We start from the raw sequence: 26,684 nt of genomic DNA, 5'->3' as shown, positions 1-26,684 counted from the left end.
ACGCAGTGAGAAACGAAAGGAATTGTCCATAAGGTCCATGAACCCGGTCGCCCGGCCATAAGCCGCACCCAGAGTATCCGCATGGCTGACATGGGCAGCCATGATCGCATGCGTCCCCACCCGCTGAGCCCGGTCCTGCAATCCGGCCAGTTCATCATCCAGTGCCAGTGTCACCGCACGCACCAGACGTACGAAATCCGGCGCCTCCAGCGCGCCGACAATCCCCGGCAGCCCCGCCCGCGCGAGAACGGCTGCCGGATCGGCACCACGCGCCACCGCGCCTTCGAGAATGTTGGCAACAATCGTCGCCGGGATCGTGACCGTCATCCCTGTCACTTAATGTCTATTTCTCTGCACGGCCAGATCATTGTTTTCGCCCGGCACCCGCCCCTAGGCTGTTGCCAAACCTTCAGGAGGAACGGTCATGGCAACATCCGCCTATATCTATGACGCGCTGCGCACGCCCCGGTCGCGCGGCAAGGCCAGCGGCGCGCTTTACGAAGTGAAGCCGATCCAGTTGGCCGCCGGTCTTTTGCGCGAAATGCAGGCTCGGCACGACATGGACACCGCGCGCGTGGGCGATGTGATCTTGGGCTGCACCGCGCCGGTCGGCGATCAGGGCGCCTGCGTCGCCAAGGCCGCCGTGCAGGCGGCCCATTGGGACGAGGCGGTGCCGGGTGTTCAGCTTGACCGCTTCTGCGCCTCGGGGCTTGAGGCGGTGAACATGGCCGCCGCCAAGGTGGGATCGGATCAGGAGGAGCTGGTGGTCGCAGGCGGCATCGAATCGATGAGCCGCATCCCCATGCTCAGCCAGGGTGGCGCGATGTTCACCGACCCCGATTTCGTGATCGACCAGAACTCGGCCCCGCAAGGGATCGGCGCCGACCTGATCGCCACCATCGACGGCTACAGCCGCGAGGATGTGGACGCCTTTGCCATGGAAAGCCAGCGCCGCGCCGCGCATGCGCGCGACAGCGGCTGGTTCGACCGCTCTGTGGTGCCGGTGCGTGATGAAAACGGCCTGACCATCCTGGAGCAGGACGATTTCATCAAGCCCGACACCGACATGCAGAAGCTGGGCGCGCTCAACCCCTCGTTCGCGGGCATGGGCGCCTTTGGCTATGATGACATGGCGCTGGCCAAGTATCCCCAGGTGGCGCGGATCAACCATGTGCATACGCCGGGCAACAGTTCGGGTATCGTCGATGGGTCGTCCGCCGTGCTGATCGGCTCGGAAAAGGCGGGACGCGATCTGGGGCTGGAGCCACGCGCGCGCATCGTTTCGGCCACGGTCATCGCTACCGATCCGGTGATCATGCTCGCGGGTCCCGGCCCGGCGGCCAAGAAATGTCTCGCCAAGGCGGGGCTGAAGGTTTCGGACATCGACATCTGGGAAATCAACGAGGCCTTTGCCTCGGTCGCGCTGCGTTACATGAAGGACCTGGATATCGACCATGAGATCACCAATGTGAACGGCGGCGCCATCGCCATGGGCCATCCGCTGGGCGCCACCGGGGGCATGCTGGTCTCGACCGTGCTGGACGAGTTGGAGCGCCGCAATGCCAAGCGGGCGATGATTTCGCTCTGTGTCGGTGGCGGCATGGGCATCTCGACCCTGATCGAACGTCTGTAAGGGAGCGGCAGAATGGGTGATTTTCACTATGCAAAGGATGCCGACGGCATCGTCACCGTGACCATGGACATGGACGGGCCGGTCAATGCGATGAATGCCGAGTTCTGGCCGCTCTTTGCCGCGACCATGGACAGGCTTGAAGCGGAACCGGAGCTGAAAGGCGTGATCTGGACCTCGGCCAAGGACACGTTCTTTGCCGGGGGCGATCTGAAGATGCTGAAAAGCATCGAGCCTGACGGGGTCGAGGCGCTGTTTCAATCGGTCGAGGCGACCAAGGCCGTGATGCGCCGGATGGAGAAACAGCCCGTGCCCCATGTCGCTGCGATCAATGGCGCCGCACTGGGTGGCGGGTTCGAGATTTGCCTGGCCTGCAACCACCGTATCGCCGCCGACAATCCGAAAACAAAGATCGGCCTGCCCGAGGTCACACTGGGCCTGCTGCCCGGCGGCGGTGGCGTCGTGCGCCTGACTTGGATGCTGGGGCTGGAAGGCGCGATGCCCTTCCTGCTCGAAGGGCGGCAGGTCTCGCCCGACAAGGCGCTCAAGGCCGGGCTGATCCATCAGGTGGTGCCCGCCGACCAACTTCTGACCCGCGCCAAGGAATACATCCTGTCGGTGCAGGGCGATGCGGCGGCGGTGACCCAACCCTGGGACACCAAGGGCTACAAGATCCCCGGCGGGCCATCGACCGCGCCGCATAACATGACCCGCATCGCAGGCGCCGCCGCGATGCTCTACAAGAAGACGCGCGGGCTGATGCCCGCGCCCGCGCGCATTCTCGACATCATGACCGAGGCGGCGGGCAAGGTCGATTTCGACACCGCCACCCGCTATGAAAGCCGCCGTTTCGTGTCGCTGACCCCGCTGGCCAGCACCAAGAACATGATCGAGACGCTGTTTTTCGGCATGAACAAGGTCAATGGCGGTGCCAGCCGGCCCAAGGGCGTGCCGCCCTCCAAGGTGCAGCGCCTCGGCATCCTGGGCGCGGGCATGATGGGTCAGGGCATCGCCTTTTCCGCCGCCACGGCGGGGTTGCCGGTGGTGCTCAAGGACCAGACGATGGAGGCCGCTGAACGCGGCAAGGCCTATACGGCCGGTCTGTTGGACAAACGCGTCAAACAGGGCCGGATGAGCGCCGAGGAGCGCGAGGCGGTGCTGGCCTTGATCACCCCGACCGACAAGGCCGACGACCTGAAAGGTTGCGACCTGATCATCGAGGCGGTGTTCGAAAAGATCGACATCAAGGATGCGGTTCTGGCAGAGCATGAGGCGCTGCTCGCTGAAAACGGAATCTGGGGCTCGAACACCTCGACCCTGCCGATCACCCGGCTGGCCACGGGCGCCACGCGGCCTGAGAATTTCGTTGGCCTGCATTTCTTCTCGCCCGTCGACAAGATGCCGCTCTTGGAGATCATCGCGGGAGAGAAGACCTCGGACGAGACGCTGGCGCGCGCCTTCGACTTTGCCCGCCAGATCCGCAAGACCCCGATCATCGTGGGTGACAGCACCGGGTTCTATACCTCGCGCACCATCGGCACCAAGATCATCGAGGCGGTGGAACTGGTGGCCGAGGGGCATGATCCGGTGCGCGTCGACAACCTGTCGCGCCTCACCGGCATGCCCACCGGCATGTTGTCGCTGCTCGACGAGGTGCAGATCAAGCTGGTCACCGACATCTACAACACCCAGGTGGAAATGGGCCTCTTGGACCCTGACAAGGAACAGAACCCCGCCGCCCGCGCCATGTTGGCCGAGATGATCAGCCAGCACGGCCGCCATGGCCGCGCCACCGGCAAGGGGTTCTATGACTATGACAGTCAGGGCAAGACGATCTGGCCGGGGCTGGCCGCATGGCGCAAGGAGGGGGCCGATATCCCCGACGCCGATATCAAGGACCGCATCCTGTTCCGCGCCGTGCTGGAAAGCCTGCGCTGTCTGGAGGAGGGCGTGCTGCGCACGGTCGAGGATGGCAATATCGGCTCGATCCTGGGGATCGGCGCGCCGGTTCATACCGGCGGCTATATCCAATACGTCAACACCTATGGCCCGGCCCGGTTCCTGGCCCGGTGCGAGGAACTGGCCGGCAAATACGGAAACCGGTTCGCCCCGCCCGAGATCCTCAGGAAACATGTGGCCGAGGGTCGCGCCCTCGCCTGACACCCTGGGGCGCGGCTTGCCCGCGCCCTAACCTTTCAGCGCGTGGTCCAGCAGGATGCGCGCCGTGTCCTTGGCATCGCAGGCCGGTTTGGTCGTGCCCATCAGCGAGGACATGACGATCGCGCCCTCTTTCAGCAGCAGGATCTGGCATCCCAGCGCCTCGGGGTCTCGGGCCCCGGCCTGCCGGGCCAGATCGGTGAAGTAATCCAGCAGCACCTGCTTGTGATGCGCGGCCTCCATCCGGATCGGGTCGTCCTTGCACTGATACTCGGCGCCCGCATTGATGAACATGCAGCCGCGATAGCTGTCTTCCTCGAACCACTCTCCCAGAGCATCAAAAGCGGCCAGGAATTTGTCGGCAGGCGAATCGGCCAGTTCATTCACCCGTGTTTCGAACCAGGCCCGAAAATTCTCGTCGCGCAGTTTCAGCACCGCGACGATCAACTCTTCCTTGGTGCGGAAGTGTTTATAGATCGAGGTCTTCGACACCCCGGTCTCGGCCACCAGCTTGTCCATGCCTGTGGCGTGAAACCCGTCCCGGTAGAACACCGTCAACGCCTTTCGCACCAGTTCGTCTTTCTTGTTCGGCCGCATGATTCGTCCTTAGGTTACTGATCGGTACATAAACGCGCCGGTCGCGATGTGCAAATCATCGGGGGTAACCATTTGTCACGAAATGAAGTTTTTCCGCCACGCCTCCTGCCACGAAAAAATCTGCACAAAAGGACTTGCAAAAGTTTACCGATCAGTACACCTTGAGAGCACGTTAACAGATCGGTACACCTAAGGATTAACGCCATGCGACGCCGCTATGCCCTTTTCCCGACAAGACATGTTCCCCTGCTTCTGACGCTGGCAATTCTGGCCGCTTCCATCGCCTGACACGGGATACCCCCAATGACACGCCCCCCACTGCCCCCCTTCACCGCCGAAACCGCCGCTGAAAAAGTGCGCCTGGCCGAAAATGGCTGGAACAGCCGCAGCGCCGACGTGGTGACGCCCGCCTATTCCGACGACAGCCGCTGGCGCAACCGGACCGAATTCGTCACCGGACATGACGACATCCACGCCTTTTTGACCCGCAAATGGGACAAAGAGCTGGACTATCGCCTGATCAAGGAGCTGTGGGCCTGGTCCGGCAACCGCATCGCGGTGCGCTATGCCTATGAATGGCACGACGACAGCGGCAACTGGTTCCGCTCCTACGGAAACGAGAACTGGGAATTCGACGAGGATGGCCGCATGTCGGCCCGCCACACCTCGCTGAACGACCTGCCCATCACCGAGGATGAGCGTCTGTTTCACTGGCCTCTCGGGCCCCGCCCCGACGACCATCCCGGCCTGACCGAACTTGGCCTCTGAACGGAGATAGAACGATGCCCCGCGCCTTTTCCCAGCTGACCTTCACCCCCGCCGTGCGTGCCCATCAGGAACGGCTCGGCTCCGCCCGCAGCTATGCCAAATTCATCGAGGGCGGCCCGCAGCAGGGGCATGAGATCGGGCCTGCCGAACAGGCCTTTATCGAGGCGCGGGACGGGTTCTATCAGGCCACGGTGTCGGAAATCGGCTGGCCCTATGTGCAGTATCGCGGCGGGCCCGCCGGGTTCCTGCGGGTGCTGGGGCCGCGCACGATCGGCTATGCGGACCTGTCGGGCAACCGGCAGTATATCTCGCGCGGCAATCTGGACGGCAACAGCCGGGTGGCGCTGATCCTGATGGATTACGCCAACCAACGGCGTCTGAAGATCCTCGGCCGGATGAAATTCACCGAAGGGCCCGAGGCCGCCGCCAGCCTGCTGCCCGAGGAGCAGACCCACCCGGCTGAACGCGCCGCCATCATCTCGGTCGAGGGGCTGGACTGGAACTGCCCCCAGCACATCACCCCCCGCTATACCGAGGCCGAACTGGCCCCGCATCTGAATGCGCTTGGCGCCGAGCTGGCGCAGCTCAGGGCGGAAAACGAACGGCTGAAACAACAGTTGTCCGAGCAGGATTAGGCCGGACAGACCGGCCCCACCTCTTCAAGTCCCAAGACCAAAACCCAACTCATTGTCAAAGGGAGCTTTCGACATGCTTCGCACATTGCTCAATACCGCTGCCACCATCACCGCCGGATCGCTGTTTTCCGCCGGGGTCATGACGCTGGGGTTCTACATCCTGCCCTCCAGCCTGCTTGCCGCCGAGCCCGCCCAGACGCATTTCCGCGCCGAGACGCTGGAGGGGCTCAAGATCGCGTATCGCGAGGCGGGCGACCCGACCAATCCGACCGTGCTGCTTCTGCACGGGTTTCCGACCTCGTCGCATATGTTCCGCAACCTGATCCCGGAACTGGCCGCCGAGTATCACGTGATCGCGCCCGATTATCCCGGTTTCGGCGCCTCGGAGATGCCGGATGCGGCGGAATATGACTACAGCTTTGCCGGCACCGCGCAACTGATGACCCAGCTCCTGGATGCCAAGGGCGTAGATGACTATGCCGTTTATCTGATGGATTACGGCGCACCGGTGGGCTATCGCATGTTCGCCGAAAACCCCGAGCGGGTCACCGGTTTCATCATCCAGAACGGCAATGCCTATGAAGAGGGCCTGCGCGAGTTCTGGGACCCGATGAAAGCCTATTGGGCCGACCCCTCGGTCGCCAATGGCGATGCGCTGCGCGCCTTTCTGACGCTGGATGCCACCAAGTGGCAGTTCACCCACGGCACCCAGAACCCCGACGCGATCAGCCCGGACAATTTCTGGCACGTGCAATACCTGCTCGACCGTCCGGGCAATCAGGAGGTGCAGTTGGAGATGTTCCTCGATTACGGCACCAACCTCGCCGAATACCCGAAATGGCAGGCGCTGTTTCGCGAACATCAGCCGCCCGCGCTGCTGATGTGGGGCAAGAACGACGTGATCTTTCCCGAGGCGGGCGCGCATCCCTACAAGGACGATCTGACCGATCTGGAGTTCCACATCCTCGATACCGGGCATTTCGCGCTTGAGGAATACGGGACCGAAATCGCCGCCGAGATGAAAGACTTTCTGGCACGCATTAACTAAGGACCAGGGTCCCGCTCTGGCGGGACCCTCTCCCACAGGAGGATTTGATATGACAGCACATGTGGACCGGATCGCCGCCTTTTCCGACGGTGCCCTGGGCGGCAACCCCGCCGGCGTGGTGATCGCCGACCAGATGCCCGCCGAGGAAGAGATGCAGCGCATCGCGGCCGAGGTCGGCTATTCCGAGACCGCCTTTGCCGCGCCAGAGGGCGCGGGCTGGCGGGTGCGCTATTTCGCGCCGGTGGGCGAGGTCGCATTCTGCGGCCATGCCACCATCGCATTGGGGGCGACGCTCGCCGGTCGGTTTGGCGCGGGCACCTATGCCCTGCAGCTCAACGATGCTGGTATCTCGGTCGAGGGGCAGCGTCATGGCGACCGTGTCCAGGCGGCGCTGATCTCTCCCCCCACCCGCAGCGGCGCGGTGGACCTGGAAGTTCTGGAGGCCGCCTTGGCGCTCTTTGGTCTCGACGAAAGCGACCTGGACCCGACCCTGCCCGCCGCCGTGGCCAATGCGGGCAACGATCACCTTGTGCTTGCCTTACGCGACCGCACCCGGCTGGCAACGATGGAGTACGATCTGAACCGGGGCGCCGCCTATATGCGGCTGAACGGGTTCACCACCATCAATCTGCTCTGGGTCGAAACCCCGCAGCGGTTCCACAGCCGCAACGCCTTTGCCATCGGCGGTGTGCTGGAGGATCCGGCAACCGGTGCCGCCGCCGCCGCGCTGGCGGGGTATCTGCGCGACATCGGCTGGCCGCATGGCGGCACGATCGACATCGTGCAGGGCGAGGATATGGGCGCCCGCTCGCTGCTCAGGGTCGAGATCGGCGACACCCCCGGCCAAGGCGTCCGCGTCTCGGGCAGCGCCCGCCAGATCGGGTAGAGACCGACACGCGCACCAGACCAGAGCGCGCCGCGTGACCGCCCAAGCACGCGGCCCGCTCCAGGCGGCCCTCCCGAACCGCCTGCCCTGCCCTCGTCCGCCTTACCCCATCCAGCGGCGGACGGGGGCATTGCTTTCCTCCAGCGGCTGGGTGATCACGTCGACCAGTGTCGGCCCGTCATGGGCAATCGCCTCACCCAGCACCCGCTCCAGATCGGCCGGGTCCTCGACCCGCCAGGATTTCACCCCATAGGCCGCCGCGATGGCCGCGTTGTCGGTGCGGTTGAAATCGACGTTGTAATAGCGCGCGTCCTTGTCGGCGAACTGGCTGGCCTTGATCCAGCCGTATGTCGCGTTCGAGAACACCACATAGGTGATCGGCGCCCGCGACCGGCAGACGGTCTCCAGCTCACCCACCGTGAACCCGAAAGACCCGTCACCCATCAACGCCACGGTCTTGGACGCGGGCCGCCCGTACCAGGCACCCAAAGAGGCCGACAGCGAATACCCCAGTGCCCCATGCGCGCGGTTGGTGATGAAATGCCGCCCCGGACGCGGCAATTGGTAATAGGCCGAGAAATAGGGGCAGCTGGTGCCGGGATCGGACACCACGGTCGCATCCTCGGGCAGCGTGTTCATCAGCGCGCGGATCACCCGCTCTGGCCGGATCGGCGCCTGTTCCGACCGCGCCAGCACCTCGAATGCCTCGAACTTGCGGCGTTTCTTTTCGGCAATCGCCTCCGCGCCGCCAAAGGTATCGGCGCCCTGCACCCGGGCGTCCAGCACCGCGTTCACCTCGGCCAGGGCCAGCCGCAGATCGCCCACCACCGCGACCTCGGTCCGGTAATTGGCGTTCATCACCATCGGGTCATTGTCGAAATGCACGATCCGGGTGCCGGGTTTCGGTGCCTCCCACCGCGCCGTTGTGGTGGACCCCGCCCGACAGCCCATGAACACCACCAGATCGGCTGCCTCCATCATCTCCCATGTCTCGTCGGTGCCACCGTTCGACCCCACCACGCCCAGACAGTTGGGATGGGTCTCGGCCAGCGACCCCTGCCCCGAGATCGAGGTGGCCACCGGAATGTCGAGCCGGGTAGCAAGCCGGTCCAGCTCCTCCCAGGCTTGCGCGATCACCACACCGCCGCCACAAACGATAAGCGGGTCTTTCGCCGACAGGATCGCCTCAACCGCCGCTTCGGCCGCGCCGGGCGCAGGCGCCTGCGGATAGGCGGGATAGCCGGCGGTTGCCGGATCGGCCCAGATATCGGCGGCATCGACCGGGTCGTATTGCACATCATAGGGCAGGCCGATATGCGCCGCGCCCGAGCGCCCGGTGGTCATCGCGCGAAACGCTGCCCGCACCATGCGAGGGATGTGATCGGCGCGGCTGATCACCGTGTTCCACTTGGTCAGGGGCGCCATCAGCGCCTTTTGGTCCACCTCGGTCAGCGGGTATTTTCCGTAAGAAGCGACCGAGATATCGGTGGTGATCCCCAACACCGCATATGAGCTTTCCGAGGCCTCGATCAGCCCCGGCAGGATATAGGTGGCACCGCCGCCCGACGGCCCCTCGGCCACACCGACGCGCCCCGTAACGCGAGAATAGCCATCGGCCATATAGGTGGCACAGCGCTCGTCACGGGTCAGCACATGGGTGATCTGGTGATCGAGCCGCAGCATCGCATCATAAAACGGCAAGGTGGTATCGCCACACAGGCCAAAGATATGCCGCACCCCCTGCGCCTCGAGCATGCGTACCATCGCCTCGGCGCCATTCATCCGGTTGTCCATGCGACTCGCCCTCACAGAATTTGCGTTCAGAATTGTATACAGCTCTGCATCACATCTTGCGCACAAGTCAACCCCGCGATATTGTTCCCCCTAAATCGAGGCGCCGAATGACCAAATCAGAAAGCAATGTTGACCGGCTTTACGAGGCGCTCCGCCGCATGGCGGCGGATTTCGCCTTCAAGCCCGACGCCCGCATCAACGAAAGCGCGCTGGCAACCCAGCTCGACGCCTCGCGCACCCCGATCCGCGAAGCGCTGAACCGGCTGGTGGCCGAAGGTTTCCTGACCTTCCGTTCGGGGCGCGGTTTCTTCTGCCGCTCGCTTTCGCCGGAACTGGTGATGGATCTCTACGAGGCCCGCGTCGCGGTCGAGGTCGAGGCAGCGCGGCTCGCCGCCCTGCGCGGCGACGAGCGCGAGATCGCCATCCTGATGCAGGACCTCGAGGATATCGCGCCCGACTATACCGCGCGCGCCGATACCGAAACGCTGCTCAGCATGGATGAATGGTTTCACACACGGCTTTGCGCGCTGTCGGGCAATGGCGAATTGGCGCGCATGCTCGACAATCTCAACGACCGCATCCGCTATCTGCGCCTGATCGACCTGCGCCGCCTGCAATCGCTGGGGCCGCAGGGCCAGACCATGGTTTCGGCGCATCAACGCATCCTCGACGCGGTGGCCCGCCATGATGCCGAGGGCGCCATGGCCGAGATGCGCGCCCATATCGAACGCCGCCGCGAAGGGGCGACCCAGGCGGTGCGCGATGCCTATGCCCAACTCTATGTTCCCGAACTCTGAGGCAAACATGTCCCTACAATCCGGCGGCAAGACGGTCTTTGGTGCCACGGTCGGCATCCTGATGCTGGAAACCCGCTTTCCCCGCATTCCCGGCGATATGGGCAATGCGCTGACCTGGCCCTTTCCGGTGCAGTACAGGGTGGTGCGCGGCGCCTCGCCCGACAAGGTGGTGCGAGGCGATCCCCGCGTACTACTCGACGCCTTTGTCGAGGCGGGTCGCGATCTGGTGGCCACCGGCGCGGACGGGATCACCACCAATTGCGGCTTTCTCGCGCTGGTTCAGGACGAGTTGCGCGCGGCCCTCGGCGTGCCGGTGGCAACTTCCTCGCTGATGCAGGTGCCGATGGTACAGGCCCTTCTGCCGCCGGGCAGAAAAGCGGTGATCCTGACCATCTCCAAAGCGACCCTGAGCCCCGCCCATCTGTCCGCCGCCGGCGTGCCTGCGGATACGCCGGTCTTCGGCACGGATGGCGGGCGTGCCTTTACCCGCGACATCCTGGGTGACGCACCTCAGATCGACTTCGCCGCCTGCCGTCAGGACATGCTGGATGCGGCCGATCAGATCCTGGCGCAGCAACCCGATGCGGGCGCCATCGTTCTCGAATGCACCAATATGGTGCCCTATGCCGCCGATCTGCGAAGGCGCACAGGTCTGCCGGTCTATTCCATCTACTCGATGGTCACATGGTTCCAATCCGGCCTGATGCCGCGCCGGTTCGCCCAGGATATCGACGACCCGCGGGGTTGACCCTTAGCTGGGGGCGCTGCCCCCGTCACCTTCGGTGACTCCCCCGGGATATTTTCAGCAAGAGGAAAGAGCAGGCGCCCACTCCTTCATTCCGCCGCAAATACTCCGGAGCGCGAGGCAGCGCCTCGCAAAAGATCCGCCGCGCAGCGGCGCCCGGCCCAACGCCCGCAGGCGTCCCGCAAGGGGCGCCGATGGGGGCGGGAGCCTACCCGCCCCGCAAGCGCTGCATCAAATAGACCTCGGCCCCGTCCGGGATCGGTTCGGTCAGGCCCGAGGCGATCACCCGCCCGTCGATGGCAACCGAGACGCCCGCGTCGATGGGCGCCTGCAATTCGGGATGCGCGCGCACCAGGGCGCGCAGCATCTCGCCGGTATCGCGGGCCTCGACCGAGACAACCTCGCAGCCCCCGGCCAGCGACCGCAGGCCGGACCAGAGATGGACCTCAACCATCCGCCTTGAGCGCCGCCAGGATACGCGGCGGCGACATCGGCAATTGCCGCATCCGCGCGCCGGCGGCGGCCGAGACCGCGTTGGCAATGGCCGCCAGCGGCGGACAGATCGAGGTTTCGCCCACCCCGCGCACCCCGAACGGATGGCCCGGATTGGGCACCTCGACGATCACCGTGTCGATCATCGGCAGGTCGCTGGCCACCGGAATGCGATAGTCGAGGAAGACGCTGTTCTGCAGCCGCCCATCGGCGCCATAGATGTATTCCTCGTTCAGCGCCCAGCCGATGCCCTGCGCGGCTCCGCCCTGAAACTGCCCCTCCACATAGGTGGGATGGATCGCCTTGCCCGCATCCTGCACCACCGTATAGCGCACGACCTTGGTCTTGCCGGTCTCGGGGTCCACCTCGGCATCCACGATATGGGTGGCAAAGCTGACGCCCGCGCCTTCGGGTGTCGCCTCGAAATGGCCCGAGATCGGCCCGCCCGTGCGCCCCATATCGGCGGTGATATCGGCCAGCGGCAGCGGGTCGAATTCGCCCGCATTCGGCCCCGAAGGCACCGCGCAGCCGTTTTCCCATTTCACCGCATCCACCGGGATGCCCCATTTCTTCGCCGCCCGCTCACACAGTTTCTCGACCGCGTGGCGCGCCGCCTTGATGGTGGCCAGCCCGCTGGCATAGGTCACCCGGCTGCCATGGCTCACGTCGTTATAGCCCAGCGTGGCGGTGTCTGCGATGGTCACCCGGATGTTCTCGTAGGGGATGCCCAGCACCTCGGCCGCCATCAGCGCCATCGAGGCGCGGCTGCCGCCGATATCGGGCGTGCCCACCATGACCTGGGCCGAGCCATCTTCGCTCAGCGCCAGAGAGACCGAGGTCTCGCCACCATGGTTGAACCAGAACCCGCAGGAAATCCCCCGCCCCTGCCCCGGTTTCAGCGGCGCGGTGTAATGGGGATGCGCCTTGGCCGCCTCCAGCGTTTCGACCAGGCCGATGCGCTGGAACCTGGGCCCATAGCTCGCCTTGGTCCCCTCGCGCGAGGCATTCTTGAGCCGCACCTCGATCGGGTCGAGTCCCAGTTGATTGCACAGCTCGTCGATCACCGATTCCACCGCAAAGGCCGCCATGGGCGAGCCGGGCGCGCGATAGGCGGCCTGTTTGGGCCGGTTGGTCATCACGTCATAGCCCACCTGGCGCACATGCGGCAGGTTATAGGGGGCAAAGGCGCACATGGCGGTGAAGTCCGCCGGACCACCGGGAAAGGCGCCGCCCTGCAGGCGGAACGTGCCCTGGGCCGCGGTCAGCGTGCCGTCCTTCTTCATGCCGATCTTGATATCCATCGAGGCCGAGGCGGTCGGTCCGGTGGCGCGGAACACCTCGGACCGGCTCATCACCAGTTTCACCGGCTTGTTGGCCTTGCGCGACAGTGCCAGCGCCACCGGCTCGATGAACACGGTGGTCTTGCCGCCAAAACCGCCCCCGATTTCCGAGGCGGTCACACGCAGGTTGGCGGTCTCGATCCCCAGAAGCGCGGCACAGGTTTTCTGCACGATCCAGTGTCCCTGGGTGCAGCACCACAGCTCGCCCTTGCCATCGGCCCCCAGCGTGGCCAGGCAGGCATGCGGTTCGATATAGCCCTGGTGGGTCGCCTCGGTGGTAAAGTGATCCTCGATCACCAGATCGGCCTCGGCAAAACCCGCCTCGACATCGCCATGGCCGCTTTCATGTTTGCGCACCACGTTGGGATGCATCCCCTCGGGCACGGAATAGTCCGCGGCCCCCTGACGGATCACCGGGGCGTCCATCAGCATCGCCTTGTCCACATCCGTAACATGGGGCAGGACCTCGTAGTCCACCTCGATCAGCTTGAGCGCATCGCGGGCAGCCAGCGCCGAAGTCGCCGCAACCGCGGCCACCGCATGCCCGTCATAGAGCGCCTTGTCGCCTGCCATGACGTTTTCGAGGATGCTCCAGAAATCACCCTCCAGCCCCGGCGCAAACTCCACCTTGTCCGAGAAATCGGCACGGGTGACCACGGCCTTCACATCCTTCAGCGCCTCTGCCTTGGACGTGTCGATGCGCAGGATGCGGGCATGGGCGTGCGGGCTGCGCAGGATGGCGCCATGCAGCATGCCGGGGGCCGACGCATCAGCGCCGAACCGGGCGCGGCCGGTGACCTTGTCCAACCCGTCGGGCCGGTTCGGACGGGTGCCGACAAAGGTGAAACCGTCGGATTTGCGATCGTCGAGCGCCATTATACCGCCTCCCTCATGTCGCGGGCCGTGTCCATCACGGCGCGGATGATCTTGTCATAGCCGGTGCAGCGGCACAGGTTGCCAGCCAGCCAGAACCGCACCTCTTCCTCGGTCGGGTCGGGGTTCTGCTCCAGCAGCGCCTTGGCCGCGACCAGGATGCCGGGGGTGCAGATGCCGCATTGCAGCGCGGCATAGTCGATGAACTTCTGTTGCAGCGGATGCAGCACATCGCCCTCGGCGATGCCTTCGACCGTGCCGATCTCCTTGCCCTCGGCCTCGACCCCCAGCACCAGGCAGGAGCAGACCAGCCGCCCGTCAAGCGTCACCGAACAGGCGCCGCAATCGCCCGTGCCGCAGCCTTCCTTGGCGCCGGTCAGGCTGAGCTTGTCGCGCAGACAGTCCAGCAGGGTTTCGCGCGGGTCGCACAGATACTCGACCGCATCGCCGTTGACGGTGGTGGATACGTGGATCTTGCTCATCCGTGATGCCCCTTGATGATTTCGCCCTTGGCCCGGGCATAGGCGATGCGCGCGACACGCTTGGCCAGCACGCCGGCAACCTCGGTACGGAACGCGATGGTGCCGCGCTTGTCGTCGATCGGCTTGCAGGCGGCCGAGGCGGCGGCCGCCAGACGATCCAGCGCGACGTCATCCAGCGTGGAGCCAATGATCGCGGCAGCAGCGTCCCCGACCAGCAGAACGGTCGGCGCCACGGCACCCAGCGAGACGCGCGCCTCGGTGATGGTGTCCCCGTCCAGGCGCAGGTTGACGGCACAGCCCACCACGGCGATATCCATCTCGCTGCGCGGGATGAAGCGCAGATAGGCATCGCCCGCGTTTTCACCGCGTGCCGGGATATGCAGGGCTGAGATCAGTTCGCCCTTGGCCAGCGAGGTGCGGCCCGGACCGGTCGGAATATCCTCGACCGCGACGACGCGTTCGCCATCGGGGCCGGTCACGGTCGCGGTCATGGAGGCCGCGACCATGGCGGGCACGGAGTCGGCGGCCGGCGAACCGTTGCACAGATTGCCGGTCAGCGTCGCGCGACCCTGCACCTGGGTGGATCCCACCAGGTTCATCGCCTCGACCACGCCGGGCCAGTCGTCGACCAGCCCCGCGTGCTCGCCCAGCTCGGCGCCGGGAACAGCCGCACCCAGCGTCCAGCTGCCATCCCCGTTGCGGGTGATGTCTTGGGTGCCAGGAATCTTCTTGATGTCGATCAGCGTGTCGGGGGTGACGATATCGGCGCGCAACTGCACCAGAACATCGGTCCCCCCGGCGAGAAACCGGGTGACACCCTCGGCTTCGGCGGCCAGCCTTGCGGCTTGGGCAAAGCTTTCGGGGCTGTGATATTGCATGAACTTACCTCGTGGCTGTTGGTCCGGGCCATTGGGTCCGAGGGGGACGTTAGACCAGCCGCCCCGCCCCGTCCATGACGAGAGCGACCAAATTTTCAGGGGTTGCGTGTCGCGGACAGGCGAGACGCCGGTCGCACCGCGACCGGCGAGAAGAAAATTCGTCGAATTTTCTTCGGGTGCCCGGCCTAAAGGTCGCCGCGCAGATGCCAAAGCTCAGGGAACAGCTCAACCTCGAGCATGCGGCGCAAGTATTGAACACCAGAGGTCCCACCGGTTCCCCGCTTGAACCCGATCACCCGTTCCACCGTGGTGACATGGTTGAACCGCCAACGGCGGAAATAGTCCTCGAGATCGACCAGCTTCTCGCCCAGCTCGTAAAGGTCCCAGTATTTCGCCGGATCCTCGTAGATCTGCCGCCAGGCCGCCTGCACCGCCGCATCGGCGGTGTGCGGGTTGTCCATCCGGTAGACCTCGGGCGCGAAACTGGCCCCCGTCTTCGCCGCCAGCGCCCGCAACGCCACGTGATACAGCGAGGGTTGCTCCAGTTCCGCCGCCAGCATCGCATGAAGCTCGGGGCGATGCTCATGCACCTTCATCATCGCGGTATTGCGATTGCCCAGCATGTATTCGATCAGCCGGTACTGATGCGACTGGAAGCCCGAGGAATTGCCAAGCGCATTGCGAAATGTCGTATAGTCGCTGGGCGTCATCGTGCGCAGCACGTCCCAGGCGGAGTTGAGCTGGTCGAAGATGCGCGCCACCCGCGTCAGCATCTTGAAGGCAGGCCGGAAATCTCCGCCCGCCAGCAGCAGATTGCGCGCCGCCCTGAGTTCGTGCAGCACCAGCCGCATCCACAATTCGCTGGTCTGGTGCTGGATGATGAACAGCATCTCGTCATGGGCATCCGATTGCGGATGATGGGTCGCCAGCAGCGCATCCATATGCAGATAGTCGCCATAGCTCATGTCCTTGGCATAGGACATCTTGGCGCCATCCTGGCTGGGGTCATAGGCCTGGGACATCGGGTCAATCCTTGAGAAGCTCGGTCAGCAGGGCCGAGCCGGGCCGGCCCAGTTCGGCAACAACAGAGAAATGGTCATGGCCCGGATCGAACACATTGGGCACGTCCCAGGCCTCGGAGAGAAGGCGCGTCTGGCGCACCAGTTCGGGCCGCTCATTGGCGCCGACCCAACAGGTGACCGACAGGCCCGCGCGCCGCGACAGCTGCGCGGGGCTTTCGGCCTCGGCCTCGGCCGCGTCCAGGTGCAGAACCTCGTTCATCCGGGTGCCCAGCAGCGGGCGCAGATCGTGGATACCGCTGATGCTGATCACCCGGTCCAGCCGGTCGGGCAACGGCCCGTCGGCGCAGGCCATGCGGGCCACCAGATGACCCCCGGCGGAATGGCCCGCCAGCCGCACCGGTCCCGCGACGTGACGCGCCGCCTCTTCGATCGACGCGCGCACTTCCTCAACTATCTGGCCCAGACGCGCCTCGGGTGCCAGCGTGTAGGAGGGCACCGCCAGCGCCCAGCCCCGGCTGAGCGGTCCGGCGGCGAAATGCGACCAGAAGCTCTTGTCGAGCTTGTGCCAATAGCCGCCATGCACGAACACCACGAGACCCTTGGCCACGCCTTCGGGGCGGAACAGGTCCAACCGGTTGCGCGCGCCCGGACCATAAGAGATGTCAAGTGTCCCGCCCCGACTGTCGCGCCACGCCGTCGCTGCCGCGCCCCAGGCGGCGGCCAGCCCGTCCGACCCCGGCACATAGCTGGAATTGTCGAATGCATCATCCCAGTCGATCATCGCAGATCCTCCTGTCTTGCGGACAGGGTAATCGTCGCCCCGATATATTTCAAGCTTAAAGGTTTAGGCTTGAAATATATCCGAATCCCCGTATCCTCATCCTTAATCAGCGTATCTTGCGAGGGAGGATGCAATGCGTATCGCATGTCTGGGTGGCGGTCCGGCGGGGCTGTATTTCGCCATTTCGATGAAGCTGCGCGACCCTTCGCATCAGGTCACGGTGATCGAACGCAACAAGGGCGACGACACGTTCGGCTGGGGCGTGGTGCTGAGCGATGACGCGCTGGAGAACCTGGCCGCCAACGACCCCAAGAGCGCCGAGACGATCCGCTCGAACTTTGCCTATTGGGACGATATCGCGGTGGTGCATGACGGGGTGCGCACGGTCTCGGGCGGGCACGGTTTTGCCGGGATCGGGCGCAAGGCGATGCTGCTCCTGCTTCAGGACCGCGCCCGCGAGCTGGGCGTCGATCTGCAATTCCAGACCGAGGCGCGGCCCATCGCCGAATATCAGGCGGAATACGATCTGGTGGTGGCCTGCGACGGGCTGAACTCTCGCGTGCGCAGCGATCTGGCCGCGCATTTCAAACCCGATATCGACACCCGCCAGTGCAAGTTCATCTGGCTCGGCACCCATCAGAAATTCGACGACGCCTTCACCTTCATCTTTGAAAAGACCGAACATGGCTGGATGTGGGTGCATGCCTATCAGTTCGACGAGGACACCGCGACGGTGATCGTGGAGTGCAGCCAGGAGACCTGGGACGCCTGGGGATTCGAGCATATGTCCAAGGAAGAGAGCGTCGCCACCTGCGAGCGCATCTTTGCCGCGCATCTGGGCGGCCACAAGCTCATGTCCAATGCCAGCCATCTGCGCGGCTCGGCGGTCTGGATCAACTTCCCCCGCGTTCTGTGCGAGAAATGGCACCATGAAAACGTGGTGTTGATGGGCGACGCGGCGGCCACCGCGCATTTTTCGATCGGATCGGGCTCGCGCCTGGCCTTTGACAGCGCCATTTCGCTGGCCACCTATCTGCATTCCGAACCGACGATGGAAAGCGCATTCGAGCGCTATCAGGAGGAACGCCGGCTCGAGGTGCTGCGCCTGCAATCGGCGGCACGCAACTCGCTGGAATGGTTCGAACAGGTGGAACGGTATCTGGACATGGACCCGGTGCAGTTCAACTATTCGCTGCTGACCCGCAGCCAGCGGATCAGCCACGAGAACCTGCGCCTGCGCGATGCCGACTGGCTGCGCTCGGCCGAACAGTGGTTCCAGACCCGCGCGGGCGCTGCGGCCGAACCCGTGCGCGCGCCGATGTTCGCCCCCTTCCGCCTGCGCGACATGGAGCTGAAAAACCGCATCGTGGTCTCGCCCATGGCGCAATACAAGGCGGTCGATGGCTGCCCGACCGACTGGCACCTGATCCATTACGGCGAGCGCGCCAAGGGCGGTGCGGGCCTGGTCTATACCGAGATGACCTGTGTCAGCCCCACGGGTCGCATCACCCCCGGTTGTCCCGGCCTCTATGCCCCCGAGCATGAGGCCGCGTGGAAACGGCTGACCGATTTCGTGCATGGCGAGACGAGCGCGAAGATCTGCTGCCAGATCGGCCATTCGGGCCGCAAGGGCTCGACCCAGCTGGGTTGGGAGACGATGGACGCGCCGCTGAAGGCGGAAAACTGGGACCTGATCTCTGCCTCGCCCATCCCGTGGTCCGCCAACAATGCCACGCCGCGTGAAATGACGCGTGCGGATATGGACGCGGTGCGCGATCAGTTCGTCCAGGCCGCGCAAATGGCCGAGCGGGCAGGTTTCGACATGATCGAGCTGCACGCGGCACACGGCTATCTGATCTCGTCCTTCATCTCGCCGATGTCGAACTCGCGCGGCGACGACTATGGCGGGTCGCTGGAAAACCGCATGCGCTACCCGCTGGAAGTGTTCACCGCGATGCGGGCCGCATGGCCCGAGGACAAGCCGATGTCGGTGCGGATCTCGGCCAATGACTGGGTGGACGAGGCCGGTGTCACGCCCGAGGAGGCAGTCAAGATCGCCGCGATGTTCCACGCGACGGGCGCCGATATCATCGACGTCTCGGCCGGCCAGACCTCGATCGAGGCCAAGCCGGTCTATGGCCGCATGTTCCAGACCCCGTTCTCGGATCGCATCCGCAACGAGACCGGCATCGCCACCATGGCGGTGGGCAATATCTATGAGGCCGACCATGCCAACTCGATCCTGATGGCGGGCCGGGCCGATCTGATCTGCGTCGGTCGCCCGCATCTGGCCAACCCCTACTGGACCCTGCACGAGGCCGCCCGCATCGGTGATCGTCACGCCGACTGGCCGCTGCCCTATCTGGCGGGCCGGGATCAGGCCTGGCGTCTGGCCGACCGTGACGCCGAGACGGAGATCCGCGCATGATGCTGGAAGGCACCCATGCGGTGGTCACAGGCGGCGGCACCGGCACCGGTGCGGCGATTGCCGAGGCGCTGGCCCACGCCGGTGCCAGGGTCACCGTCTTGGGCCGCCGCGAGGGACCGCTGCGCGAGGTCGCCAAACAGCACAAGTTCATCGGCTGGGTGACCTGCGACGTAACCGATCCGCAGGCGGTGCGCGCCGCCTTTCGGCAGGCGCGCGATCTGAACGGACCGGTGGGTGTGGTGGTCGCCAATGCGGGCGCCGCCGACAGCACGCCGTTCAGGAAGATGACCGCCGAAGGGTTTCAGCAGATGCTGGATGTGAACCTCAAGGGCGTGTTCAACAGCTTTCAGGCCGGTCTCTCGGATATGGAAAACGCGGGCGAGGGCCGGCTGATCGCCATCGCCTCGACCGCCGGGCTCAAGGGCTATCCTTATGTGGCGGGCTATTGCGCCGCCAAACACGGGGTGGTGGGCCTGATCCGGGCACTGGCGGTAGAACTTGGCCGCACCGGCATCACGGCCAATGCTATCTGCCCCGGCTTCATCGAGACCCCGATGCTGGACCGCTCTATCGCCAATATCGTGGACAAGACCGGCCTGAGCGCGGAAGCTGCGGCAAAGTCGCTGCGCAAGGGCAATCCGCAAGACCGGTTCATCCAGGTGGACGAGGTGGCGGGCGCGGTTCTCTGGCTGTGTTCCCAGGCGGCCCGGTCGGTGAACGGCCATGCCCTTGCCCTGTCGGGAGGAGAGATATGAGCGCACCCAACCCCCGCCCCGATGCCGGGCCGGAGAGCAAGGCGCGGCTGCGCCTCTGGCTGAAACTGCTCAAAACCACGCGTACGGTGGAATCGGGCCTGCGCGAGAACCTGCGCACCGAGTTCGCCTCGACCCTGCCGCGGTTTGACGTGATGAGCGCGCTTGCCCGCAACGCGGGCGGGCTGAAGATGAGCGAGCTGTCGGGCCTCCTGAAGGTGTCGAACGGCAATGTCACCGGCATCATCGAACGGCTGGTCGAGGACGGCCATGTGCTGCGCGAGCCGGTACCGGGCGACCGCCGCGCCAACCGGGTTCGCCTGACCCGCAAGGGCGAAGAGGAATTTGCCCGCCAGGCCGCCCGCCACGAGGCCTGGGTCGACGATCTGCTGGGCGCGCTCGACGCTGACGAGGCGCGTGCGATCACCGCGACGCTGGACCGCATTCTGACAGAGGGAAAATCATGACCGCCGCCGACACCACCCATTTCCTGTGCACTATCGAGGACGGCATCGCGCGCATTGCGCTGGACCGGCCCGAGCGCAAGAACCCGCTGACCTTTGACAGCTATGCCGAGCTGCGTGACTGGTTCCGCGACCTGCATTACAATGACGACATCAAGGCGGTGGTCTTTGCCTCGAACGGCGGCAATTTCAGCTCGGGCGGCGATGTGCATGACATCATCGGGCCGCTGACCCGGATGAACATGAAGGAGCTGCTGCAATTCACTCGCATGACCGGCGATCTGGTCAAGGCGATGGTCAATTGCGGCAAGCCGGTGATCGCCGCCATCGACGGCATCTGCGTGGGCGCGGGCGCGATCATCGCCATGGCATCTGACCTGCGCATCGCCACGCCCGAGGCCAGGGTGGCCTTTCTGTTCACCCGCGTTGGGCTTGCTGGCTGCGACATGGGCGCCTGTGCCATCCTGCCCCGGATCATAGGCCAGGGCCGCGCGGCGGAACTGCTTTACACCGGCCGCGCGATGAGCGCTGACGAGGGCGCCGCCTGGGGTTTTCACAACCGGCTGGTGGCAGCGGACGCGCTGGAGGATGAGGCCCGCAAACTGGCCCAGCAGATCGCGGCAGGCCCGAATTTCGGCCATATGATCACCAAGACCATGCTGGTGCAGGAATGGTCGATGTCCATCGAACAGGCGATCGAGGCCGAGGCGCAGGCACAGGCGATCTGCATGCAAACCGGCGATTTCGAACGCGCCTACCGCGCCTTTGTCGCCAAGGAAAAACCCGTCTTTATGGGCGATTGAGGTCGGCGCAATTGAGTATTTGGGGCGGAATGAAGCCCCTGGGAGGAATGAGATGGCAGACCGCAGCTTCCTGACCTGGCCGTTTTTCGACGAGACCCACCGCGCCCGCGCCGAGGCGATGGAGGGCTGGTGCGCGCGCCTGCATGTGGATCACGGCAACATTGACGCGGCCTGCCGCAAGCTGGTGGCGGATCTCGGCTCGGGTGGCTGGTTGCAGGCCACCGGTGCGGCGACGGGCGAGCGGCTGGACGTGCGGACCCTCTGCCTGAGCCGCGAGATCCTCGCGCGCCATGACGGGCTGGCCGATTTCGCCTTTGCCATGCAGGGGCTGGGCACCGGGGCGATCTCGCTCTTTGGCACCCCCGCGCAACAGGCCGAATGGCTACCGCTCACGCGCAGCGGTCAGGCGATCGCGGCCTTTGCGCTGACCGAACCGCAATCGGGTTCGGACGTGGCCAATTCCACCATGACCGCCACCGCCGATGGTGACGATTACGTGCTGAACGGCGAAAAGACCTGGATTTCGAACGGCGGCATCGCCGATGTCTATACGCTCTTTGCCCGCACCGGCGAGGCGCCCGGCGCGCGCGGGCTCAGCGCCTTTGTCCTGCCCGCGGGCCTGCCGGGGTTCGAGGTGGTCGAGCGGCTGGAGGTGATGGCGCCGCACCCGCTGGCGCGGCTGCGCTTCACCGATGTGCGGGTGCCGAAATCGGCGCTCTTGGGTGCCCCCGGAGAAGGGTTCAAGGTGGCGATGGCGGTGCTCGATGTGTTCCGCTCGACCGTGGCGGCGGCGGCGCTGGGATTTGCCCGCCGCGCGCTGGACGAGGCATTGGCGCGCGTCACCACACGGCAGGTGCAGGGCGCGCCGCTGTTCGATCTGCAGATGGTGCAGGGCCATATCGCCGACATGGCGCTGGATGTGGATGCCAGCGCGTTGCTCACCTATCGCGCCGCCTGGGCCAAGGACATGGGCGCCCCGCGCGTCAGCCGCGAGGCGGCGATGGCCAAACTCTATTCCACCGACCACGCCCAACAGGTGATCGACAAGGCGGTACAGCTGTTCGGCGGCGACGGGGTACGGCGCGGCGAAAAGGTCGAGGAGCTGTATCGCGATATCCGCGCCCTGCGCATCTACGAGGGCGCCAGCGACGTGCAGCGGGTGGTGATCGCCCGTCAGGTGATGAGTACATTTCAGGGAGGACACTGAGCCATGCTGGGACCTAGCGCACATATCGACACGTTCACCCGGGACAACCTGCCGCCGCCCGAGCAATGGCCCGATTTCCTGCTTGACGGGTTCGACTATCCCGAGCACCTGAATGTCGGGGTCGAGCTGACCGATGCCATGGTCGACAAGGGGTTTGGCGACCATACCGCGCTGATCGGCAATGGCCGGCGGCGCACCTACAAGGAACTCAGCGACTGGACCAACCGGCTGGCCCATGTGCTGGTCGAGGATCTCGGCGTGAAACCGGGCAACCGGGTGCTGATCCGATCGGCCAACAACCCGGCCATGGTGGCCTGCTGGCTGGCCGCGACCAAGGCGGGCGCGGTGGTGGTCAACACCATGCCGATGCTGCGCGCGGGCGAGCTGGCCAAGATCATCGATAAGGCCGGGATCACCCATGCCCTGTGCGACACGCGGCTGATGGAGGAGCTGGTCACCTGCGCCAAGACCTCGAAACACCTGCGGACGGTGGTGGGCTTTGACGGCACCTCGAACCACGATGCCGAGCTGGACCGGCTGGCGCTGCAAAAACCGGTGCGGTTCCAGGCGGTCGCGACCGGGCGGGACGATGTGGCGCTGTTGGGGTTCACCTCGGGCACCACGGGCGACCCCAAGGCGACGATGCATTTCCACCGCGACCTGCTGATCATCGCCGATGGCTACGCGCGCGAGGTTCTGGGGGTGACGCCCGAGGATGTGTTCATCGGCTCGCCGCCGCTGGCCTTTACCTTTGGGCTGGGTGGTCTGGCGGTGTTTCCGCTGCGCTTTGGCGCCGCCGCGACCCTGCTGGAACAGGCAAGCCCGCCCAACATGGTCGAGATCATCCAGCAATACCGCGCCACCGTCTGTTTCACCGCGCCCACCGCCTATCGCTTCATGCTCAAGGCGATGGACGAGGGCGCCGATCTCAGCTCGCTTCGGGCGGCGGTGTCGGCGGGCGAGACCCTGCCCGCCCCGGTTTATGACGAATGGATCGCCAAGACCGGCAAGCCGATGCTCGACGGGATCGGCGCCACCGAGATGCTGCATATCTTCATCTCGAACCGGTTCGACGATCACCGCCCCGCCTGCACCGGCAAGCCTGTGACGGGGTATCAGGTGCGCATCCTTGACGAGGCAGGCAACGAGGCCCCGCGCGGCGAGGTGGGGCGGCTGGCGGTGCGCGGCCCGACCGGCTGCCGCTATCTGGCCGATGACCGGCAGGCGGGATATGTGCAGAACGGCTGGAACGTGACCGGCGACAGTTTCGTGATGGATGCGGATGGCTATCTGCATTTCGCCGCCCGCAGCGACGACATGATCGTCAGTTCCGGCTACAACATCGCCGGGCCCGAGGTCGAGGCGGCGCTGCTGTCACATCCGGCGGTGGCCGAATGCGGCGTCATCGGCGCCCCGGACGAGGCGCGCGGCCATATCGTCGAGGCCCATGTGGTGCTGGCGCCGGGCCATACCGGCGACGCGCTCATGGTCAAGACCTTGCAGGACCACGTCAAGGCGACCATCGCCCCCTATAAATACCCCCGCAGCGTCCGGTTCATCGACGCGCTGCCCAAGACTCAGACCGGCAAGATCCAGCGCTTCCGCTTGCGCACGGACATTCAGTAAACGGAGGCCAGACATGACCCACAAGATCATCCAACCCGAGGGCTGGGCCCCCGCCAAGGGCTATGCCAACGGCATGCTGACCCGCGACGGGCATCTCTATGTCGGCGGTCAGATCGGCTGGAACGCGCAGCAGCAGTTCGAAAGTCATGATTTCATCGGCCAGATGGAACAGGCGCTGCGCAACATCCTCGATGTGGTCGAGGCCGCTGGCGGCCGGGCCGAGCATATCACCCGGCTGACCTGGTACGTGATCGACAAGAAGGAATACATGGCCCGTCAGGCCGAGATCGGCGCCAGCTATCGCAAAGTGATGGGGCGTCATTTCCCGGCCATGGCAATGGTGGTGGTCGCCGGACTGGTCGAGGATGACGCCCTGGTCGAGATCGAGGCCACCGCCGTAATAGACTGATCCGGGGCGCCAGACGCCCCGGCTGGACAGGGAAGAGCCAACTGGCTACCCATTGGCCAACGGAAACCGGCGGGTCGCACCATGAGCAGGCAGGGCAACGTTCTTTTCATCATCATCGACCAGTTGCGGGCCGATTGCCTGTGGGGCGCGCTGGCGGGTCACGTTGACTTGCCGCATCTGCGCGCGCTGGCCGAGGATGCGGTCAGCTTTCGCCGTCACTATTCGGTAACCAACCCCTGTGGCCCCTCGCGCGCCTCGATCCTGACCGGGCAATACGCGATGAATCACCGCTCGGTCCGCAACGGCACCCCGCTGCGCCACGACACGCCCAATATCGCGACCGAGATGCGCAAGGCGGGCTATTTGCCGCTGCTCTTTGGCTATACCGACACCTCGCAGGACCCGCGCGCCTATGACGCCAACGACCCGGCGCTCAGGACCTATGAATTCCCGATGAACGGCTTTCACGAGGTGACCGAGATGCGGCTGGAGATGTCCTATCCCTGGCAATCGCATCTGAAGAACCGCGGTTATGCCTTCGACGATTATGCGAAGGTCTATGTGCCCCGCGCGGATGCCGACGGCACCCCGCGTCTGAACGGCCCGGCGATGTATCGGGCCGAGGACAGCGATACCGCCTTTCTGACCGATCAGTTCCTGGCCAACATGCCCGCCTGGGCCGGGCAGAACTGGTTCGCGCATCTTACCTATATCCGGCCGCATCCGCCGCTGGTGGCGCCCGCGCCCTATAACACGATGTACGATCCCGCCAAGTTGCCCCTGCCCGCGCGGCTGCCGGGGCGCGACGACGAGGCAGGTGAACACCCCTTCTTCGGCCCCGCTACCCGCTATTCCAGCCCGGCCAGTTTCGTGCTGGGCTTCCCGGATCTGGACCCCACCGACGAGACCATCCAGACCCTGCGCGCGATCTATCTGGGCCTTGCGACCGAGGTCGACACCCATATCGGTCGGGTGATCGCGCATCTGAAGGACACCGGGCAATATGACAACACCCTGATCGTGGTCACTGCCGATCATGGCGAGATGCTGGGCGACCGCCACAGCTGGGGCAAGATGACGGTCTATGACGCCGCCTATCACACGCCGCTGATCATCCGCGCGCCGGGCTGCAAGGCGGGCCATGTGGTCGATGCCGCGACCGAGTCGATCGACCTGATGCCCACCATTCTCGACTGGGTCGGGCAGGAGGTTCCGAACTCGGTCGATGGCCGCTCGCTCAGGCCCTTCCTGACGGGCGAGGCGCCCTCCGACTGGCGGCGGTATTCCTTTTCCGAGCTGGATATCTCGGACCCGCTGACCCCGACGCTCTGGCAACGGGAATTCGGTTTTGGCCCCAGCGCGGGCGCGGTGGCGATCCTGCGCGATGCGCGCTTTACCCTTGTCGAATTTGCCGCCGACCTGCCGCCGATGCTGTTCGACCATCAAGGTGAGGGCGAGTTCCGCAACGTGGCGGGCGACCCCGACCATGCGGCGGATCTGGCGCGGCTGTCCCGGCAGATGCTGCGCCACCGGATGCGCAACATGGACCATACGCTATCGCTCTGCGCGATCACCAGCGAGGGGGCCAGGACCCGGCGCCGCTACGACTGAACCGGGGCTTCCGAGCCGTGATCGGTCAGGCATTCGGCATGGTCGCGCAACACTTCGAGCACGCGGCAATCGCTACCGCGATGGCCGTCGCAGCTGTCGATCATCCGCTGCAATTCGGTCTCCAGCGCGCGCAGCCGGGCCAGCCGCTGTTGCACCTGCGCCAACTGCCGCCGGGCGATGGACTCCGAGGCCGAGCAGCTTTGCCCCGGCTGGTCGTTCAGCGCCAGAAGCTCGCGGATCGCATCCAGGCCAAAGCCCAGCTGCCGCCCGTGGCGGATAAAGGCCAGCCGGTCCAGCGCGGCTTCGTCATAGCGGCGCTGCCCGCCCGCCGTGCGCCCGGCCTCGGGCATCAACCCGATCTGCTCGTAATAGCGGATGGTCTGCACCTTGGTGCCAGTTCTGCGGGCAAGGGTTCCAATCGTGTACATGGCTGAAACCTACATTTTATGTAGGTTGAAG

The 26,684-nt window shown here is 65.2% G+C and carries 26 protein-coding genes; 16 read left to right on the top strand and 10 right to left on the bottom strand.

Annotated elements, in window-relative coordinates; genetic code table 11:
* On the bottom strand, window positions 1–327 hold a 327-nt coding region (locus tag AC2FNY_RS19815), incomplete at its 3' end, for an AraC family transcriptional regulator ligand-binding domain-containing protein (protein ID WP_496803522.1).
* A 97-nt stretch (window positions 328–424) separates the two neighbouring features.
* Between AC2FNY_RS19815 and AC2FNY_RS19810 the strand changes: the two genes are divergently transcribed.
* On the top strand, window positions 425–1,633 hold the full coding sequence (locus AC2FNY_RS19810) for an acetyl-CoA C-acetyltransferase (RefSeq protein WP_496803521.1): 1,209 nt from the start codon (window positions 425–427) through the stop codon (window positions 1,631–1,633).
* A gap of 12 nt (window positions 1,634–1,645) precedes the next feature.
* Window positions 1,646–3,790 carry a 3-hydroxyacyl-CoA dehydrogenase NAD-binding domain-containing protein gene (locus AC2FNY_RS19805; protein ID WP_496803520.1) on the top strand — a complete coding sequence of 715 codons (2,145 nt, stop codon included), beginning with the start codon at window positions 1,646–1,648 and terminating at the stop codon, window positions 3,788–3,790.
* 27 nt (window positions 3,791–3,817) lie between these two features.
* Here the strand turns inward: AC2FNY_RS19805 and AC2FNY_RS19800 are convergent, their stop codons facing one another.
* Window positions 3,818–4,384: a TetR/AcrR family transcriptional regulator gene (locus AC2FNY_RS19800; RefSeq protein WP_496803519.1), complete on the bottom strand. Its 567-nt coding sequence runs from the start codon at window positions 4,382–4,384 to the stop codon at window positions 3,818–3,820.
* A gap of 303 nt (window positions 4,385–4,687) precedes the next feature.
* Between AC2FNY_RS19800 and AC2FNY_RS19795 the strand changes: the two genes are divergently transcribed.
* The 4 genes from AC2FNY_RS19795 to AC2FNY_RS19780 all read left to right on the top strand — a co-directional run bounded on the left by AC2FNY_RS19795 (window position 4,688) and on the right by AC2FNY_RS19780 (window position 7,721).
* A complete protein-coding gene (locus AC2FNY_RS19795) occupies window positions 4,688–5,152 on the top strand; it encodes a nuclear transport factor 2 family protein (protein WP_496803518.1) in 465 nt (154 codons plus the stop codon).
* A 14-nt stretch (window positions 5,153–5,166) separates the two neighbouring features.
* Window positions 5,167–5,787: a pyridoxamine 5'-phosphate oxidase family protein gene (locus tag AC2FNY_RS19790; RefSeq protein WP_496803517.1), complete on the top strand. Its 621-nt coding sequence runs from the start codon at window positions 5,167–5,169 to the stop codon at window positions 5,785–5,787.
* Window positions 5,788–5,860: 73 nt separating this feature from the next.
* Window positions 5,861–6,835, top strand: coding sequence for an alpha/beta fold hydrolase (locus tag AC2FNY_RS19785; RefSeq protein ID WP_496803516.1), 975 nt, complete (start codon window positions 5,861–5,863; stop codon window positions 6,833–6,835).
* A 49-nt stretch (window positions 6,836–6,884) separates the two neighbouring features.
* Window positions 6,885–7,721, top strand: coding sequence for a PhzF family phenazine biosynthesis protein (locus AC2FNY_RS19780; RefSeq protein WP_496803515.1), 837 nt, complete (start codon window positions 6,885–6,887; stop codon window positions 7,719–7,721).
* Between the two features lie 102 nt (window positions 7,722–7,823).
* Here AC2FNY_RS19780 and AC2FNY_RS19775 read toward each other — a convergent pair whose 3' ends face one another.
* Window positions 7,824–9,515, bottom strand: a complete 1,692-nt coding sequence (locus tag AC2FNY_RS19775) for a thiamine pyrophosphate-binding protein (protein ID WP_496803514.1) — start codon at window positions 9,513–9,515, stop codon at window positions 7,824–7,826.
* Window positions 9,516–9,622: 107 nt separating this feature from the next.
* Between AC2FNY_RS19775 and AC2FNY_RS19770 the strand changes: the two genes are divergently transcribed.
* Both AC2FNY_RS19770 and AC2FNY_RS19765 read left to right on the top strand, forming a co-directional pair.
* Entirely contained in the window at window positions 9,623–10,312 is a 690-nt protein-coding gene (locus tag AC2FNY_RS19770) for a GntR family transcriptional regulator (RefSeq protein ID WP_234140310.1), read from the top strand.
* Window positions 10,313–10,319: 7 nt separating this feature from the next.
* A complete protein-coding gene (locus AC2FNY_RS19765) occupies window positions 10,320–11,060 on the top strand; it encodes an aspartate/glutamate racemase family protein (RefSeq protein ID WP_234168082.1) in 741 nt (246 codons plus the stop codon).
* Between the two features lie 205 nt (window positions 11,061–11,265).
* On the opposite strand, the gene AC2FNY_RS19760 is transcribed toward AC2FNY_RS19765, so the two are convergent.
* From AC2FNY_RS19760 to AC2FNY_RS19735, 6 genes are all read right to left on the bottom strand, one after another.
* On the bottom strand, window positions 11,266–11,511 hold the full coding sequence (locus AC2FNY_RS19760; RefSeq protein WP_234140314.1) for a MoaD/ThiS family protein: 246 nt from the start codon (window positions 11,509–11,511) through the stop codon (window positions 11,266–11,268).
* Window positions 11,504–13,765, bottom strand: a complete 2,262-nt coding sequence (locus AC2FNY_RS19755) for a xanthine dehydrogenase family protein molybdopterin-binding subunit (RefSeq protein ID WP_496803513.1) — start codon at window positions 13,763–13,765, stop codon at window positions 11,504–11,506. Before AC2FNY_RS19755 ends, AC2FNY_RS19760 begins: the two co-directional genes overlap by 8 nt.
* A complete protein-coding gene (locus AC2FNY_RS19750; protein ID WP_011242190.1) occupies window positions 13,765–14,244 on the bottom strand; it encodes a (2Fe-2S)-binding protein in 480 nt (159 codons plus the stop codon). The genes AC2FNY_RS19755 and AC2FNY_RS19750 overlap by 1 nt, the downstream gene beginning before the upstream one ends.
* Window positions 14,241–15,122 (bottom strand): FAD binding domain-containing protein, encoded by an 882-nt coding sequence (locus tag AC2FNY_RS19745; protein ID WP_496803512.1) that lies wholly within the window; start codon window positions 15,120–15,122, stop codon window positions 14,241–14,243. Before AC2FNY_RS19745 ends, AC2FNY_RS19750 begins: the two co-directional genes overlap by 4 nt.
* A 185-nt stretch (window positions 15,123–15,307) precedes the next feature.
* Window positions 15,308–16,144 carry a tryptophan 2,3-dioxygenase gene (locus tag AC2FNY_RS19740; protein WP_496803511.1) on the bottom strand — a complete coding sequence of 279 codons (837 nt, stop codon included), beginning with the start codon at window positions 16,142–16,144 and terminating at the stop codon, window positions 15,308–15,310.
* A gap of 4 nt (window positions 16,145–16,148) precedes the next feature.
* Window positions 16,149–16,925, bottom strand: coding sequence for a hormone-sensitive lipase (locus AC2FNY_RS19735; protein WP_496803510.1), 777 nt, complete (start codon window positions 16,923–16,925; stop codon window positions 16,149–16,151).
* A 133-nt stretch (window positions 16,926–17,058) separates the two neighbouring features.
* Here AC2FNY_RS19735 and AC2FNY_RS19730 point away from each other — a divergent pair, with 133 nt between their 5' ends.
* From AC2FNY_RS19730 to AC2FNY_RS19695, 8 genes are all read left to right on the top strand, one after another.
* A complete protein-coding gene (locus AC2FNY_RS19730) occupies window positions 17,059–19,353 on the top strand; it encodes a bifunctional salicylyl-CoA 5-hydroxylase/oxidoreductase (protein ID WP_496803509.1) in 2,295 nt (764 codons plus the stop codon).
* Entirely contained in the window at window positions 19,350–20,108 is a 759-nt protein-coding gene (locus AC2FNY_RS19725) for an SDR family NAD(P)-dependent oxidoreductase (protein ID WP_496803508.1), read from the top strand. Before AC2FNY_RS19730 ends, AC2FNY_RS19725 begins: the two co-directional genes overlap by 4 nt.
* Window positions 20,105–20,572, top strand: coding sequence for a MarR family winged helix-turn-helix transcriptional regulator (locus AC2FNY_RS19720; RefSeq protein WP_496803507.1), 468 nt, complete (start codon window positions 20,105–20,107; stop codon window positions 20,570–20,572). The genes AC2FNY_RS19725 and AC2FNY_RS19720 overlap by 4 nt, the downstream gene beginning before the upstream one ends.
* Complete coding sequence (locus AC2FNY_RS19715) at window positions 20,569–21,372, top strand: enoyl-CoA hydratase family protein (RefSeq protein WP_496803506.1); 804 nt, start codon at window positions 20,569–20,571, stop codon at window positions 21,370–21,372. Before AC2FNY_RS19720 ends, AC2FNY_RS19715 begins: the two co-directional genes overlap by 4 nt.
* A gap of 52 nt (window positions 21,373–21,424) precedes the next feature.
* Window positions 21,425–22,579 (top strand): acyl-CoA dehydrogenase family protein, encoded by a 1,155-nt coding sequence (locus AC2FNY_RS19710; protein WP_496803505.1) that lies wholly within the window; start codon window positions 21,425–21,427, stop codon window positions 22,577–22,579.
* Between the two features lie 3 nt (window positions 22,580–22,582).
* The gene (locus tag AC2FNY_RS19705) at window positions 22,583–24,205 is read left to right on the top strand and encodes an AMP-binding protein (RefSeq protein ID WP_496803504.1); all 1,623 of its coding nucleotides are present in this window, start codon (window positions 22,583–22,585) and stop codon (window positions 24,203–24,205) included.
* Window positions 24,206–24,218: 13 nt separating this feature from the next.
* Window positions 24,219–24,614: a RidA family protein gene (locus AC2FNY_RS19700; protein ID WP_496803503.1), complete on the top strand. Its 396-nt coding sequence runs from the start codon at window positions 24,219–24,221 to the stop codon at window positions 24,612–24,614.
* An 81-nt stretch (window positions 24,615–24,695) separates the two neighbouring features.
* Entirely contained in the window at window positions 24,696–26,225 is a 1,530-nt protein-coding gene (locus AC2FNY_RS19695; protein WP_496803502.1) for an alkaline phosphatase family protein, read from the top strand.
* Here AC2FNY_RS19695 and AC2FNY_RS19690 read toward each other — a convergent pair.
* A complete protein-coding gene (locus tag AC2FNY_RS19690; protein ID WP_234168071.1) occupies window positions 26,216–26,653 on the bottom strand; it encodes a MerR family transcriptional regulator in 438 nt (145 codons plus the stop codon). The two genes, AC2FNY_RS19695 and AC2FNY_RS19690, sit on opposite strands and share 10 nt — an antisense overlap.
* Window positions 26,654–26,684 lie beyond the last annotated feature (31 nt).

The sequence above is a fragment of the Ruegeria sp. BHSC223 genome (assembly GCF_059613025.1).
The sequence above is the reverse complement of the archived record's forward strand: the minus strand, read 5'-3'. Positions and strand labels throughout refer to the sequence as shown.